Genomic DNA, 16,018 nt, shown 5'->3' with positions numbered 1-16,018 from the left:
CTCCAATTCTATTCGGCTGCTTCGGCCAGGCGCATCGGCGCTGGTTCGGCAGTCGGTTCATTATTGTCTTGGTCATGAGCAGCGTTGCGTTCGCTGCGCACGCGGCGTTCGCGCAGCTGTTCGATGACCGCGTAGAAGACCGGCACGAAGACCAGCGACAGGATGGTCGCCGCGACCATGCCGCCAAACACGGTGGTGCCGATCGACTGCCGGCTTGCCGCACCCGCACCCGTCGCAAACATCAGCGGCAGCACGCCGAGGATGAAGGCGAAGGCCGTCATCAGGATCGGCCGCAGCCTCAGCCGCGCGGCTTCCATCGCCGCGTCGACAATGCTCAAGCCTTCCTCGCGCCGCCGCCTTGCAAACTCGACGATCAGGATCGCGTTCTTGGCGGCGAGGCCGATCAGCATGACGAAGCCGATCTGCGAGTAGACGTCGATCTGCATGCCGCGCAGGAACAGGGCTGCGAAGGCGCCGAACAGGGCCAGTGGCACCGCCAGCAGCACCATGAACGGCATCGCCCAGCTCTCATACTGCATCGCCAGGATCAGGAAGACGAAGACGATGGCGAGGCCGAAGACGACCGACGCGATCGATCCTGCCTTGAGCTCCTGGAAGGTGATGCCGGTCCATTCGAAGCCGAAATCCCTGGGCAAAGCGGTGGCGGCGGCCCGTTCCATCGCGGCAACCGCCTGGCCCGACGAGAAGCCGGGGGCTGCGCCGCCATTGATCGTGGCCGAGGCGTTGTTGTTGTAGTGCGGCACGGTTTCCGGGCCGACGAACGGCACCAGTTTGCCCAGTGTGCTCAGCGGCACCATGCCGCCGGAGGCGTTGCGCACATAGAGCCGCGAAAGGTCGCCTGCGTCGGCACGTGCATCCTTGTCGGCCTGGATGGTCACCCGGAAGGTGCGGCCGAACAGGTTGAAGTCGTTGACGTAGAGCGAGCCGAGATAGATCTGCAGCGTGTTGAAGACGTCGGGCAGGTTGAGGCCGAGCAGTTTGGCCTTGCTGCGGTCGAGGTCGTAGTTGAACTGCGGCGTCGAGGTCGAGAACGGCGAGAACAGCTGCTGCGGGTTGATTTCCGGCTGCTTGCGCGCCTCGGCGATCACGGCTTGCGTCGCGTCGTTGAGGGCTGAACTGCCGCGCCCGGTGAGATCCTCGACGACGAATTCGAAGCCGCCCGTGGTGCCGATACCCGGGATCGAAGGCGGATCGAAGGACAGCGCGAAGGCTTCCGGAATCTGCATCAGCTTGCCGCGCACGTCGGCGACGAGCTTCGACGCGCTCTGGTCGGGGCCGCGCTCTTCCCACGGCTTCAGGATGGCGAACTCGACAGCCGAGTTCGACTGCGCCGCACTGGTCAGGAAGTTCAGGCCGCTGATCGAACCGACAATCTCGACTCCGGGCGTAGCTTGGAGGATGTCGCGCGCCTTCTGGGCCACCGCGTCGGTGCGCTCCAGCGAGGCGCCGTCAGGCAGCTGGATGACGACGAAGAAGTAACCCTGGTCCTCGACCGGAAGGAAGGTCGAGGGCAGCTTCTGCCAGACGAAGTAGGTGGCCACCAGGCCGGCCGCGAACAGACCGAGCATGATCCAGCGCAGCCGGATGAGGATACGCACGCCGTGCGCATAGGCATGCGACAGTCTCTCGAAGCCCGTGTTGAACCAGCGGAATGGGGCGAACTGCGTCTCGCCGCGATGGCGCAGGAAGGCGGCACTCAGCGCCGGGCTGAGCGTCAGCGAGTTGAAGGCGGATATGCCGACCGAAATCGCCACCGTCAGCGCGAACTGATTGTAGAGCTTGCCGGAGACGCCAGGAATGAAGGCGACGGGCACGAAGACGGCCATCAGCACCGCGGTGGTGGCGATGATCGGTCCGGTGACCTCGGCCATCGCGGCCTTGGTCGCCGCCAGCGGTTTGAGGCCCGCCTCCAATTGTCGCTCGACATTTTCGACCACCACGATGGCGTCGTCGACGACGAGGCCGATGGCCAGCACCATGCCGAGCAGGGAGAGCATGTTGAGCGAGAAGCCCATCATTTCCATGACGACCATCGTCGCCACCAGCGACACCGGAATGGCGATGGTCGGGATGATCGTCGTGCGCCAGCTCTGCAGGAAGATGAACACCACGGCCACGACCAGCACCAGCGCTTCGCCAAGCGTGATCAGCACGTCATGCATCGATGCCGACACGAAGCGCGTGGTGTCGTAGTGCATGGCGTAGCTGACGCCCTTGGGGAAACGGGCCGACAGTTCCTGCATCTTGTCCTTGACGTGCTGCTGCAGATCGAGCGCGTTGGAACCGGGCATCTGGTAGACGGCCAGCACCACCGTCGGGTCCTTGCCGAAGAAGGCCGACGACGAATATTGCAGCGCGCCGAGCTCGATGCGGGCGACGTCGCGCAGTCGCACCAGCGAGCCGGTGCCGGTGTTGGCGCGCACGACGATGTCGCCGAACTCCTTGGGGTCGCTCAGGCGGCCGACGGCGTTGACCTGCATCTCGAAGGCGGTGCCGGCGGGCGCCGGCGACTGGCCGATCTTGCCGGCCGCCACCTGGACGTTCTGTTCCGAGATGGCGTTCTGGACATCGACGGCGGTGATGCCAAGATTGGCGAGCTTGTCCGGGTCGAGCCAGACGCGCATCGAATAGCGGCGCTCGCCGAATATCTGGACGTCGCCGACGCCAGGCAGCCGCTTCAGCGGATCGACGACCTGCAGATAGGCGAGGTTGCTCAGCGCCACCGGATCGACCGAACTGTCGGGCGAGGTCAGGTTGACGATGAGGACGAAATTCGGGTTCTGCTTCTTGATCGTCACGCCGCCCTGGTTGACGATCGCCGGCAGCGACGAGGCCGCTTGCGAGACGCGGTTCTGGACGTCGACGGCCGCGGTGCTCAAGGAATAGCCGACATCGAAGGTGATGGTGATGGTCGAGGAGCCGTCATTGGAGCTCGACGACGACATGTAGGTCATACCTTCGACGCCGTTGATCTGCTGCTCCAGCGGCGTAGTCACCGTATCGGCGACCACTTGCGCGCTGGCGCCCGGATAATGGGCGCTGACCACGACCTGCGGCGGCGTGATGTCGGGAAACTGCGAAACCGGCAAAAGGAAATAACAAATCGTCCCGGCGAGCACCATGATGATGGCGATGGCCGAGGCGAAGATCGGACGATGGATGAAAAAGTTTACCACGACACGCAAACCTCTTTAGAAGAACCGGCCTCTTTAAAAGAATGGGCAGACCGGGACAGCCGCCTGCTGCGCACCGAACCCGGGTCCTGCAAAAAATACGAAGACGGCGCCGCGCCGCTGAGGCCCTGCTCATCGGCAACGGTCCTCAGCATCGCTTCGAAGGCGCGCGGGTTGACGCGGTCCGCTTTCATCACCAGCCGGATCATCGGATCCCGGATGGCTTCATCGATGGTCAAATCCTTGCGCTGCGACATTGGAGCGTCTCCATTCCAGCGGCCCGCATCGGACGATCGCGAACCGGTTTTCATCTCTTCACCGGCCGGAGCCGCATGACCTGCAATTTTCACCCTTTGTGATCTGGCAGGACCAGTTCACGGCCTTGTTATTGACGGAAGGCCACATAGGTGTTACCAGTAAGTAACATTCGGATAGTTACAGACCGGTAACACCCTAGTCAAGAGGTGAACCGAATTTTTAGGGAGACAAGGAGACTGCGATGGCAGACGGCATTACCGATCGCGTGCGCCCCCGGGACCGAATCCTGGAGACGGCGCAGGACATGTTTCACAAGCATGGCATCAAGGGCGTCGGTGTCGACGCCATCACGGAAGCCGCCGGCACCAACAAGATGACGCTCTACCGTCATTTTGAGTCGAAGGACGAACTGATCGTCCAATGCCTGCGCGCGTCGGCGGCTAAAGGCGCCGCGATGTGGGACCAATTCGAGGCTGAGCATCCCGGCGACAAGCTCGCCCAGTTGCATGCCTGGATTCGCATGGCCGCTGCTTGCCTGGCGGCTGACGGTCGCGGCTGCGACATGGCCAATGCCGCCGCCGAATTGACCGAGCCGGACCATCCCGCCAGGAGCGTGATCAAGGAGCTCAAGAGCGCTCAGCGCGATCGCCTCGTTGCGCTGTGCCGGGATGCGGGCATCGGTCAGGCCGAGCTTCTGGCCGATACGCTGTCGCTGCTGTTCGAAGGGGCGCGCGTCAGCGTGCAGACCATGGGCTGCCAGGGCCCCAGCACGCAGTTCGTGCGCATGGCTGAAGGCCTGATCAGCTCTTTCAGGGCGCGCTGAATTCCAGCTTTCGGAGTTGAGGAGTCCCCATCATCCGGCGGGGCTTTTGGCTATTCTCCGAACTTGCCCGTCAACTCTAATTTAGATTCATTTGAGAATGAAAAAAGCCCGCTGCCGGGAGGAGGTGGCAGCGGGCTCGATTTCGAACGAGATGCGGGAGGAGGTGCACCGCGCTCAGCGTCGGCATCGCATCTGGGAGGAGTAGATGGCCGACACCCAGATGAGTACGGGTTGCCCAATGATTCGGCAACAATGAAAGTTGCATGGCTGCTGTGCAGATTTGCGGCATCTACCCCGACTTGTCGTACAAATCGGAGAAACCGCCACGGCGCGACTTCACTGCACCGGCACGTTTTCCTTGAAGATCAGCCGTGGCTCGATGAACTTCTTCGTCAGGTAGGGCGCGGCGGACGCGATCGAGCCGAGCAGGCGGATCACAGATTGCTCCGCGATCAGCCGCGCATTCTGGTCGATGACGACATCGGCGAGGTCGTCGACGAGATAGCCGCGCGTTTCCTTGGTCAGGTCGTGGCAGATGAAGACCGGCTTCTTCTTTGGCTTGGCCTCGAGCAGCGCTCTCGCCACACCTGAGCGCCCGGCGCCGACGCAATAGATGCCGAGCAGTTCCGGCTCGTTGTGCAGCGCCTGCATCGTTGCGGTGTAGCTGCCCTCCGGTTCGTCATTGATCTCGACCGCACTCGAGACCGTGAGATTGGGGAATTCCTCTGTCAGCACCGACCGAAAGCCCATCTCGCGCTCCTCGTGCCCGCGATAGGAACGCGAGCCGACGACCATCGCCAGATGACCCTGGCGGCCATTGAGGAAGCGCCCCATCAACAGCGCCGCCGTGCGTCCGGCAACCCGGTTGTCGATGCCGACATAGGCCGAACGCGGGGCGGCTGGAACGTCGGAGACCAGCGTGACAAGGCGGATGCCTGCCTCGACCACATCGCGCAATATGTTGCGCGTTCGCGGATGATCGACGGCAATGACGCCGACGCCATTGGCCTTCAGCGACAGATTTTCAACCGCCGCCTGCAGCGCTGCCGGCGAGATGCCGCCGAGATTGTGGATCCGGCACGAGGCGACCAGCGGCAGGCGCCCCGCATAGTCCTCGATGTGCCCGGCGAGGTCGATCATGAAACCGTTGGCGCCGATCGGCAGGAAGAATTCAAGATGCGCCGGCCGCGACGGCAGCGTCACCTGATCGACCACCGGCAAATAGCCGAGCTGCTTGGCCGCCTCCATCACCCGTTGGCGGTTGGCGGCGCTCGCGCCGGCCCGGTTGTTCAGAACCCGGTCGACGGTCGCGGTCGACAGGCCGCAGCTCCTGGCTATGTCGGCAACGGTGGCTTTCATGGCTGTAGTCATAGAGCATGATCCCGAAAAGTGGGAACCGGTTTTCTCGGACAAACGGGAACCGTTTTGTCAAAAGGTCATGCTCTACAACGAGTTAGAGCGGATGCGTTTCCGTGCCAGACGGCGCGAAGACGGTTCAGCCGTGCGATGGCCCGCCTTCGATGATGGCGTCGCGGATCTCCTTGTCGGACATCCCGGTGATGATGCGTTCGACCTCGGCCACGCTGGTCTTCTTCGGGTCGATGTCGTCGGCCACCACCTTGCCCCGGCGCATGACGACGATGCGGTCAACCACCTGGAAGACATGGTGGATGTTGTGGGCGATGAAGATGCAGGAATGCCCGGAATCGCGCGCGTTGCGCACGAAGCTCAGCACGCCTTGCGTCTCGGCGACGCCGAGATTGTTGGTCGGCTCGTCGAGGATGATCAGGTCGCTGTCGAAGTGCATGGCGCGCGCGATGGCGACGGCCTGCCGCTCGCCGCCGGACAGGGAGCCGATCGGCGTCGTCGGCGGGATGTTCTTGGAGATGCCGACCTGTTTCAACAGGTCGCGGGCGACATTGTTCATCGCCTCCTGGTCCATGCGGTTCAAAAAGCGCGGCGGTTTGATCGGCTCGCGGCCGAGGAACAGGTTGCGCGCGATCGACAGCTGCGTCACCAGTGCCGAATCCTGGTAGATCGTCTCGATGCCGTGCGCGATGGCGTCGCTGGTGCTGCGCAGATTGACCTTCTTGCCGCGGATGAAAATGTCGCCGCTGGTCAGCGGCACCGCCCCCGACAACACCTTGATCAGCGTCGATTTGCCGGCGCCATTGTCGCCGAGCAGGCCGACGATCTCCCTTTCGTTGACATGAAAATTGGCGTCTTCGAGCGCCTGCACGCGCCCGTAGGACTTTTTGATGTTGGACATGCGGATGAGCGGTTCAGCCATGGTTCTAGGTCCCTGCCTGATGCCGGCGTTCCAGCCATGAGTGCAGCGCCATCATGCCGAGGATGATGGCGCCGATGAAGATGTTGTAGGCCAGCCCGGGCACGCCGATCAGCACGATGCCGTTGCGCATGACGCGCAGGATGAGGATGCCGAGCACCGTGCCGATGATGGTGCCGCGCCCCCCGGTCAGCGCCGTGCCGCCGATCACCACCATGGCGATGACTTCGAGCTCGTAGCCGGTGCCGCTGTTGGGGTTGGCGGCCGACGTGCGCAGCGACGAGATGACGCCGGCAAGCGAAGCCATCACCGACGACAGCACGAACAGGCCGATCTTGACGCCGCTGACGTTGACGCCGCGCGCCCTTGCGGCGCCTGGATTGCCGCCGGCTGCCTGGATCCAGTTGCCGGTCCGGCTTTGCGTCAGCACGTAGCCCAGTGCGATGGCCGCCGCGATGAACCAGAAGAGCGACATGTAGATGCGGAACGGGCCGATGAAGAAATCACCGACCAGCGCTTCGGCCAGCCAGCTGCCCTCGGCGCTCCACGTCCGCTGCGGAAAGCCGTCGGTGACGAACAGCGCGGTGCCGCGCACCACCAGCAGCATGCCGAGCGTCACCAGGAAGGATGGGATTTTCAGCTGCGTGACGAACCAGCCATTGACCAGGCCGATGAAGGCCGCGATCAGCAGCGCGGCGAGGAAGCCGACCTCCAGCGAGGTCAGGCCGCTGTTGAACAGCGTCCACATCAGCACCGGCGAAAAGCCGAACAGCGAGCCGACCGACAGATCGAATTCACCCGACGTCATCAACAGCGTCATCGCCAGCGCGATCAGCCCGAGCTCGACGGTGAAGGCCAGCGTGTTGGAGATGTTCTGCGGCGACAGGAAATCGTGGTTGATGCTCCAGAACACCGCGATTTCGACGATGAGCAGAACGAAGGGCCCGAATTCCGGCCTCGCGATCAGGCGTTGGATGAGCGAACGGTTTTCCACTGATAACCTGCGACAGGAAGGGGAAGGCTGAGCCCAGCGCGCAACGCGAAGGGCTCGGCGAAAGACAGTCGCGACCGCGGCTGCGGCCGCGACTGTTGAAGGTCTGGGTTATTTACCGGACAGGATGTCGTCGTAGACCTGCGCGGTGTCCTTTTCATAGAGCGCGCCGGTGATGACGTTGAAGCCCGGGGGAATGCCTGACGCCGCCATGTTGGCCAGCGACAGCGCGACATAGCTGGTCGCCTGCGGGTCCTGCCACTGGCCGGCATTGACGTAGCCGGTCAGCACTTCCTGGGTGGTGTCGAGCGAGTTGCCCCAGCCGACGACCGGGATTTCGCCCGGCTTGATGCCGGCCTGGTCGAACACCCGCTTGATCGAGCCGGTGACCAGATCGCCGAGGCCGATGATTGCCTTGACCTTGGCCTTGTTCGCGGTGAGATAGTCGACCATGCGGTTGATGGCTTCGGCCTGGTCGAGCGTCGCTTCGGTGATCTCATAGGTGATCCCCAGCGGTTCGAAGACGCTCTTGATGCCTTCCTCTTCCTGGACGCCGTAGGTGGCGCCGGGGATTTCGACCGGCATCCAGACGAAGTCGCCCTTCTTCACCAGACCCTTGTCGACCAGATATTGCGCCCAGTGCTTGCCGAAGGTGACGTTGTCGCCGCCGACATAGGCGTCGAAGCTTGCCTTGGGATCGGGCGTGTTGAAGTTGATGATCGGGATCTTGGCGGTGTTGGCTTCCTTGGCGATTTCGATCAGGCTGCCCGGATCGGGGCTGGTGGTGACGATGCCGTCGGCCTTGGCCGAGATCGCGGCGCGCACGGCCTCCTGCTGCGAGGCAACGTCGCCATTGTGGAACGAAGTGTTGACGGTGTTGCCGGTGTCCTTCGCCCATTGCTTGGCGCCGGCCAGGAAGTAGGTCCATACCGGGTCGGCCGGGCCGCCATGCGAAATCCAGTAGAACGTCTTGGCCTGTGCCGCCGCCGGAACGGCCAGCGCCACAATCAAGCCAAGCACGAGTAATCGTAGCCTCGTCAGCATTTGCTTTCCTCCCATGTTGAAAAACGACCTCCACGTCCGGCGATGATCCGGGCCATGCCCTTGATCCTCTCCTCCTGCCAGCGCCGACCCGGATGCGCAGAGCATCTTCTTTTGCGGCCGATGGCAAGCCTCTATCCGCCCAATGGATGGTGGCGCGATGCAACGCGCCATCATCGATCCCATCAGATCGCATCAGTTAGAGGGCAATTCCAGGAAAAGTGTGAAACGGTTTTCCGTCCGGAATTGCGTCAACCATGAGATAGAGATATTTCCCGGCAAGCAGGCGGGGCTTAAACTCAGGCGCGCGGATTTTCCTGGAAGCGCTCGGCCTGGCGGTTGGGCAGCACCTTGGCCAGCCGGTCGAGCGCGAGCGCCAGCACCATCACCGCGCCGATCACGAAGGGGCTCCATGCGGCGTCGATGCCGAACAGGGTCACGCCGCTCAAGATGACCTGGACGATCAGCATGCCGATCACCGCACCGAAGACGGTGCCGCGCCCGCCGGAAAGCGAGGTGCCGCCGATGATCGCCGCGGCAATCGCCATCAGCACGAAACCGCCGCCTTGGTCGACGTCGGTAACGGGAGAGCCAAGCCACAGCGCGCCCGCCAGCCCCGAGACGACGCCCATCAGCACCAGCGTCTGCAGCCGCACAGCACCTGTCGGGATGCCGGCATAGAGCGCCGCCTGCGGATTGCTGCCGACGGCCTGGATCCGGTAGCCGAAGCGGCTGCGGTGAAGCACGAGGTGCATCACCACCGCCATTGCGACGAAGACAAAGACAGCCGTCGGCACAAGGCCGAACAGCTTGCCGTGAACGATCTCAAAGAAGTCGCCGCCTGGGCTGGCCGGAGCTGTCGCTTGCATCTTGACGGCCACCGCCGCCAGGCCCCGGAACATTGCAAAGGTGCCCAGCGTAACGACGATGGCCGGCAGTCGCAGCGCCACCACCAGCAGGCCGTTGACGAGGCCGAGCCCGGCGCCGAGCAGCACGCCGGCAAGGGCGGCAAGCCACGGGTCGATGCCGGCGGCCAGAAGGAATGCGGTGAGAAGGGCCGCGAGATGGAATATCCAGCCGACGGAAAGGTCGATCTCGCGGAGTGCGAGCACGAACACCATGCCGATCGCCAGCATGCCGGGATACGCAGCGGTTTCCAGCAACGACAGCACATTGGCCTCGTCGAGGAAATCCGGCCGGGCAAAGCCTGTAATCGCCACAAGGACAACGAGCCCGATGAGCGGCCTGAGTTCGACGGGCAGGCGAAGGCTGCGCTTCGGGTGGGCAGCCGAACCGGCAAGCTGTAGCATGGGATCCAATCGTGTCATGCCATGGCTCCCACGAGTTTCTTTTTCGGCCGCTCCGCCTCCGGCATCTCGCCGGTGGTGGTCAGTTGCAGCACTGTCCTTCGCTTCATCTCGGCGCCGGACAGCTCGCCGGCGACCCGGCCGCGGTGGAAGACAAGGACGCGGTTGCTGAGGTTGGTCAGTTCGGACGGCTCGACCGAACGCAGCAAAACGATACAGCCATTGGCTGCCATCTGCCGGATCAGCGCATAGATCTTGCGCTTGGCAGCCGCCTCGATACCGCCAGCCGGATTGTCTAGGAGCAGCACTTGCGGCGCCGTCTCCAGCCATTTGGCGATTACGATCTTCTGCTGATCGCCGGCCAGCAGCGAATTCACCGGCGCGTCCGGCAGGCCCTTGATGCGCAGCGCATCGATCTGCCTTGCGGCGGCGGCGAGCGCGGCCTTGGGCGAGTAGCGGCGCGACCCCCAGTTGCGGGCGCCGGTAGCGATGTTGCCTATGTTGAAGGCCAGCGACCGGTCGGGCATCAGGCCGTTGCACAGGCGGTTGGCCGGCACCAGGCCGATGCCGCGCCGCGCCGCTTCGGTCGGATTTCCAGGCAAGCCGTAGCCGTCGGGGAGCCGCACCCTGCCGCTTTGCGCCTTGCGCAGGCCAAACAGCATCTCGAACAGGTGTTCAACGCCTGACCCCTCAAGCCCGGCCAAGCCGAGGATCTCGCCGGAGCGGGCGGTGAAGCTGACGCCGGAAATCCGGCCGCCGCTCAGACCCTCCACCGTGATCCGCGGCCTTATCGTGCTGGCATTGGCCGGCAGTGCAGGCGGGAACAGGCTGCCGCGCTGCTGGCCGATCATGGCGTCGATCACATCGGCTTCGCTCAACGCCGAGCGCTCACTTGTCAGCACGTCACGGCCGTTGCGCATCACGGTGACCTGGTCTGCGATCGCAAACACATCCTCCAGCCGGTGCGAGACATAGAGCACGCTCGTGCCCTTGGCCTTGAGGTCACTTAGTACGGTGAACAGGTGCTCGGTCTGGCGCCGGTCGAGCGCAGAATTCGGTTCATCGAGGATCAGCAGCCTCGGGCCTTCCAGAATTGCGCGGCCGAGTTCGACATATTGCCGTTCGCCCATGCCGAGTTGTCCCACAGGAGCGTGGACATCGACGTCGAGCTTGAGTTGCCGAAGCAAGGTGCGGCTGCGTGCCTCCATCTCGCGCCTGGAGACGAAGCCATTGCGCAACGGCTCGCGATTGACGAACAGATTGGCCAGCACCGAGCGGTCGGCAAACAGGCTGAGCCCCTGGTGGACGACGCCGAAGCTGTGCTTGCGTGCAGCGATCGGGCTGTCGACGGTGACCATCTGGTCGCCGACGCGGATGGTGCCGCTGTTGGGCCGGAGCACGCCGGCAAGCACCTTTACCAGCGTCGACTTTCCGGCGCCGCTTTCACCGACGACAGCATGGATGGTCCCCTGTCCGACAGACAGGTTCATATCCCTGAGCGCGACAACGCCGCCATAACGCATGGCGAGATTGCGCACCGATATCATCGGCAAACCGAGCATGCGATTCGGCCCCCACAGACCGCGCCCCGATCCTGGAGCGAATTTCCGATACAGTCACCCGGATTCCGCTAACAAACGGCTTACAGGGACCGGATGCGAACGTTTATCGGCTATCCGTTCGTCCCGCTGCTCCGAAATCAGATCAGGTCGGCCTTGGCGAGGTCCCGCATGAGATGGCTGGCGCCGTAGGTCCAGTGCGGGCAATCGGGCGACAGAAGCACGCGGTTCACCAGCGCGCCGAATTTCTCCGACGAGATGGTGACGATGTCGCCGATCTTGTGGGTGAATCCCTTGCCCTTCTCGCCGCGATCCTTCGACGGCACGAACATGGTGCCGAGATAAAGCGCCAAGCCGTCGGGATACTGGTGGTGCGGCCCCATGGCGGCCGCGACCAGCTCTTCGGGCGAACGGCTGATCTCGGCCATCGAGCTCGCGCCCTCCAGCGAAAACCCGTCCTCGCCCTCGACCTTCAGCCCCACCGTGGCGCGCTTGACATCGTCGATGGAAAAGCTTGCGTCGAACAACCGGATGAAGGGCCCAAGCGAGGCCGAGGCATTGTTGTCCTTGGCCTTGCCGAGCAGCAGCGCCGAGCGTCCCTCGACGTCGCGCAGATTGACGTCGTTGCCGATGGTCGCGCCGACGATCTTGCCGGTGCTGGCGGCGATCATGGCGATCTCCGGCTCGGGGTTGTTCCAGGTGGAGACAGGATGCAGCCCGACATCGGCGCCGAAGCCGACGGACGCCATCGGCTGGCATTTGGTGAAGATCTCGGCGTCGGGGCCGATGCCGACTTCCAGATATTGCGACCAGGCGCCGCGCTGGATGAGCTTGGCCTTGATCTCCATCGCCTCAGGCGAGCCGGGCTTCAGCTTCGACAGATCGTGGCCGATCAGCCCGGCAATGTCGGCGCGGATGGCGTCGGCCTTTTCCGCCGAGCCGCGCGCCTGCTCCTCGATGACGCGTTCGAGCAGGCTGACCACGAAGGTCACGCCCGACGCCTTCACCGCCTGCAGGTCGACAGGCGAGAGCAGATAGGGTTTTGCCGGATCGCGGGTGGCCTGAAAACTGTTGGCGGCGATCGCGTCGAGCGAGCCGATCGGTTCGCCCTTGGCAGAGCGCACGTGTCCGGCCGGATCGGCCATCTCGCAGATGTCGCGCACTGTGGGTGCGGTGGTCGAGGTGACGTCGAAAACGATGCCGTCGCGCACGGTGACCACCAGCGGATGCGAGGCATCGCTTGCCCTGGCTCGGCCGATGAAGAGCCCGTCGGCGGGAAGCTGCGTTGGGTTCGTCATGGCTTACGGTCCTTTGATGATCGAGATGGCAGCTGGGCCGCTGCACTTTCACCGGATTCACGCCAAAGGTCTATCCCGTGGCGCAGGCAATTGTCGGTTCTGACATGAGGCCCGCCCTTTCAAAAAAATGAAACTGGCACTAGAATTTTCATTTTCCGCATACTCCAGGTGAAGCCTTGCCCGCACCGTTTTCCGTTCCGATCTGGCAGAAGCCGCAGACCGCATCCGCCTTCCAGTTGCTCGTCACTGCGCCGGTCGACGTTGCCATCGTCGGCGGCGGCTTCATGGGCCTGTCGACCGCCTTGCACGCAGCCCGGCTCGGTCTCGGTGTACAGGTGCTGGAGGCTGGCGAGATCGGCCAGGGCGCCTCGGGCCTCAATGGCGGCCAGGTCATTCCCGGCCTGAAATATGATCCCGAATGGCTGCTCGAGCATTTCGGCCCCGAGCGTGGCCAAGCGCTGGTCGATTTCGCCGCCTCGGCGGCGGATACGGTGTTCGATCTCATCCGCGACGAAAAGCTGGCGGTGCCGCTCACCCGCAAGGGCTGGATCCAGGCCGCGCATACCGAAACCGCATTGAAAGCGGCGGCGAACAGGGATGGTCAATGGCGGGCGCGTGGCGCCGATGTCCGGCTTCTGAATGAAAGCGAGATCGCCGATATGACCGGCGCGCAAGGCTATCTCGGCGGCTGGCTCGACCGCCGCGCCGGCATCATCGATCCGCTCGCCTATACAGTGGAACTGGCGCGCATCGCCGCCGCCGCCGGCGCCAGCATTGCCGAGCGGCAGAAGGTGGTGAAACTCCGCAAGGAGGCCGGCCTTTGGCGTGTCTCAACCGAAAGCGGCGCCGAGGTGCGGGCGAAAGCGGTTGTCCTGGCGACGAACGCCTATACCGATGGACTGCTTCCGGGCCTCGCGGAAACGATCGTGCCGCTGCATTCCTTCCAGGTCGCGACCGCGCCGCTGTCATCCAACCTTGCGGCGACGATCCTGCCGGAAGGGCAGGCGGTGTCCGACTCCAGGCGCATTCTCGTCTACTACCGCAAAACAGCCGACGGCCATCTGGTGCTTGGCGGCCGCGGCCGCATGGCGCGGCCGAGGAGCGAGGCCGACTGGGCGCATCTGCAGCACGCGCTGGTGCGGCTCTATCCGGCGCTCTCCGATGTCGTCATCGAGAAGCGCTGGTTCGGCCGCGTGGCGATGACACCGGATCACCTGCCGCACATCCATGAGCCGGAAAAGGGCCTGCTCGCCGTGGTTGGTTGCCAGGGCAGGGGCGTCGGCCTGATGACCGCGCTGGGAAAACGCATGGCGGGCTACCTCGCGGGCGGCGATGTCAATCAATTGCCGTTCCCGCTGTCGCCGGTCCGGTCGATCCCGTTCCACGCCTTCCGCCAGGTCGGCGTCGCCGCGACCATCGCCTGGTACCGGATGCTCGACGCCTTCGAGCGCTGATTGGGTGCCGGTCGCCTAGGCCTCGTGGATTCAGCTTGACAGTTTCACAAATATGAAAAAAGCTAAGCCGATTTCATATCTCCGTTGAGCAGTCCGATGTCGAGCATCGTTGCAACAGAAGCGCCGGCAGGGTCGTCCCGAGGCTTCCGCTTCGCCATGTTGCTGCCGGGCGGGCTGGTCACCTTGTTCCTGATCCTGTTTGCCCTTGGCCTTGTGCTCTTCCTCTCACTTCGCGGCAATGACGGTTCGCTGCTCGGCGCCGGCTTCACGGCAGGCAACTTCAGCACCGTGGTCTCCGATCCGCTCTACTGGACGGTGACGCTGCGCTCGCTGGTGATCGCCGGCCTGGTGACGCTGGCGACCGTCGTCACCGCCTATCCCGTCGCCTACTATCTCGCCTTCCATGCCGGCCGCCGCCGCAGCCTGCTTTTGTTTCTGGTGACCCTGCCGTTCTGGACCAGCTATCTCCTGCGCGTCTTCGCCTGGAAGATCGTGCTCGCCTACAACGGCGTCTTGAACTCGGCGCTGATCGAAAGCGGCATCTGGTCGGAGCCGACGCTGGCCTTCCTCAACACGCCGGCGGCGGTGGTCGTCACGCTGGCGCATGCCTATGCGCCCTTCGCCATCCTGCCGATCTATGTGGCGCTGGACACCATCCCGAAATCACTGCTCGAAGCCGCCTCCGATCTCGGCGCCAGACCGTTCACGGCGTTTCGCCGCGTCGTCTTGCCCAATTCGATGCCGGGCGTTCTGGCGGCCGCCCTCGTCGTCTTTGTGCCGACGGTCGGCGACTATGTCACCCCGGCCATGGTCGGCGGTCCCGCCAGCACCATGATCGGCACATTGATCCAGTCGCAGTTCGGCAAGGCCAATGACTGGCCGTTCGGGGCGGCACTTTCAGTCTGCGTGATGCTGGTCATCCTCTGCGTGGTGCTGGTCGCACGCGGCGCCGACCGCAGATTCGGCAGCCGCACATGAGCGCCGCGCGGAGAGATGATGGCCGCGGCTGGCTCGGCGTCTATGTGCTTGCCTATCTCGTCTTCCTCTATCTGCCGGTGCTGTTGATCCCGCTGTTTTCCTTCAACAACTCCATCCAGGCCGCGTTTCCGCTGCAGGGCTTCACGCTCGAATGGTATGCCACGCTCTATGGCAATCCGGCGCTGTCCGGCGCGCTTTTGAACAGTCTCGTCATTGGCGTCGTGGCCGCCGCCGGCGCCACGCTCTGCGGCATCACCGTCTCCTATATGGACCTCTACGGTCGTTCGCCGCTCGCCGCCACCATCAGCGCCATCTCCAGGCTGCCGATCCTGATCCCCGGCGTCATCGTCGGCATATCGTTGCTGATCCTCGTCAATCTCATCGGCCTCGGCCCGTCGCGCATCGCCATCGTTCTCGGCCACATACTGGTGGCGCTGCCGACCACCGTGGTGATCATGCGCAGCCGGTTTGCCGCAATTCCGAAAACCATTCGCGAGGCCGCACTCGATCTCGGCGCTTCCGACTGGACGACCTTCCGGCGGGTGATGTTGCCGCTCTCGCTGCCGGCCATCGTCTCGGCCTTCATGCTGGCCTTTCTGATTTCCTTCGACGAGTTCATCGTCGTCTTCTTCCTCGCCGGCACCGAGCCGACGCTGCCGCTCTACATCTGGAGCCAACTGCGTTTTCCTCGCTCGCTGCCGACCGTGATGGCGCTGGGGACAGCTATCCTTGCTGTGTCAGTCATCATCGCCGGCATCGCCGAAATCCTGCGCCATCGCGGGCTGAGCACAGCCCGTCGGACGGCGCCCACCAGTCCAGCCTGAACCA

The 16,018-nt window shown here is 63.8% G+C and carries 13 protein-coding genes; 4 read left to right on the top strand and 9 right to left on the bottom strand.

Annotation, left to right across the window (positions count from 1 at the left end):
- Positions 1-8: 8 nt before the first annotated feature.
- Complete coding sequence (locus NKI10_RS26755) at positions 9-3,197, bottom strand: efflux RND transporter permease subunit (RefSeq protein ID WP_352862316.1); 3,189 nt, start codon at positions 3,195-3,197, stop codon at positions 9-11.
- A complete protein-coding gene (locus tag NKI10_RS26750) occupies positions 3,191-3,451 on the bottom strand; it encodes a hypothetical protein (protein WP_023668519.1) in 261 nt (86 codons plus the stop codon). Before NKI10_RS26750 ends, NKI10_RS26755 begins: the two co-directional genes overlap by 7 nt.
- A 242-nt stretch (positions 3,452-3,693) precedes the next feature.
- Here NKI10_RS26750 and NKI10_RS26745 point away from each other — a divergent pair, with 242 nt between their 5' ends.
- A complete protein-coding gene (locus NKI10_RS26745) occupies positions 3,694-4,275 on the top strand; it encodes a TetR/AcrR family transcriptional regulator (protein WP_023668517.1) in 582 nt (193 codons plus the stop codon).
- Positions 4,276-4,611: 336 nt separating this feature from the next.
- Here the strand turns inward: NKI10_RS26745 and NKI10_RS26740 are convergent, their stop codons facing one another.
- From NKI10_RS26740 to NKI10_RS26710, 7 genes are all read right to left on the bottom strand, one after another.
- Positions 4,612-5,634, bottom strand: coding sequence for a LacI family DNA-binding transcriptional regulator (locus NKI10_RS26740; RefSeq protein ID WP_023668516.1), 1,023 nt, complete (start codon positions 5,632-5,634; stop codon positions 4,612-4,614).
- Positions 5,635-5,770: 136 nt separating this feature from the next.
- Entirely contained in the window at positions 5,771-6,565 is a 795-nt protein-coding gene (locus tag NKI10_RS26735) for an ATP-binding cassette domain-containing protein (RefSeq protein ID WP_023668515.1), read from the bottom strand.
- Positions 6,566-6,569: 4 nt separating this feature from the next.
- Positions 6,570-7,556: an ABC transporter permease gene (locus NKI10_RS26730; protein WP_023668514.1), complete on the bottom strand. Its 987-nt coding sequence runs from the start codon at positions 7,554-7,556 to the stop codon at positions 6,570-6,572.
- 108 nt (positions 7,557-7,664) lie between these two features.
- Positions 7,665-8,597, bottom strand: coding sequence for a substrate-binding domain-containing protein (locus NKI10_RS26725; RefSeq protein WP_023687083.1), 933 nt, complete (start codon positions 8,595-8,597; stop codon positions 7,665-7,667).
- Positions 8,598-8,893: 296 nt separating this feature from the next.
- The gene (locus tag NKI10_RS26720; RefSeq protein ID WP_198022180.1) at positions 8,894-9,922 is read right to left on the bottom strand and encodes an ABC transporter permease; all 1,029 of its coding nucleotides are present in this window, start codon (positions 9,920-9,922) and stop codon (positions 8,894-8,896) included.
- Entirely contained in the window at positions 9,919-11,463 is a 1,545-nt protein-coding gene (locus tag NKI10_RS26715; protein WP_352862315.1) for a sugar ABC transporter ATP-binding protein, read from the bottom strand. Before NKI10_RS26715 ends, NKI10_RS26720 begins: the two co-directional genes overlap by 4 nt.
- 137 nt (positions 11,464-11,600) lie before the next feature.
- A complete protein-coding gene (locus NKI10_RS26710; RefSeq protein WP_023747936.1) occupies positions 11,601-12,758 on the bottom strand; it encodes a fumarylacetoacetate hydrolase family protein in 1,158 nt (385 codons plus the stop codon).
- A gap of 176 nt (positions 12,759-12,934) precedes the next feature.
- Between NKI10_RS26710 and NKI10_RS26705 the strand changes: the two genes are divergently transcribed.
- The 3 genes from NKI10_RS26705 (at position 12,935) to NKI10_RS26695 (ending at position 16,014) form a co-directional block, all read left to right on the top strand.
- Positions 12,935-14,212 carry an NAD(P)/FAD-dependent oxidoreductase gene (locus tag NKI10_RS26705; protein ID WP_352862314.1) on the top strand — a complete coding sequence of 426 codons (1,278 nt, stop codon included), beginning with the start codon at positions 12,935-12,937 and terminating at the stop codon, positions 14,210-14,212.
- Positions 14,213-14,308: 96 nt separating this feature from the next.
- Positions 14,309-15,190: an ABC transporter permease gene (locus NKI10_RS26700; protein WP_352862313.1), complete on the top strand. Its 882-nt coding sequence runs from the start codon at positions 14,309-14,311 to the stop codon at positions 15,188-15,190.
- On the top strand, positions 15,187-16,014 hold the full coding sequence (locus NKI10_RS26695) for an ABC transporter permease (RefSeq protein ID WP_023709184.1): 828 nt from the start codon (positions 15,187-15,189) through the stop codon (positions 16,012-16,014). The genes NKI10_RS26700 and NKI10_RS26695 overlap by 4 nt, the downstream gene beginning before the upstream one ends.
- The last annotated feature ends 4 nt before the right edge of the window (positions 16,015-16,018 follow it).

This window comes from Mesorhizobium sp. M0802 (assembly GCF_040320115.1).
Lineage (GTDB): Bacteria > Pseudomonadota > Alphaproteobacteria > Rhizobiales > Rhizobiaceae > Mesorhizobium.
Note: the sequence above shows the minus strand (reverse complement) of the source record. Positions and strands in the feature narration are given on the sequence as shown.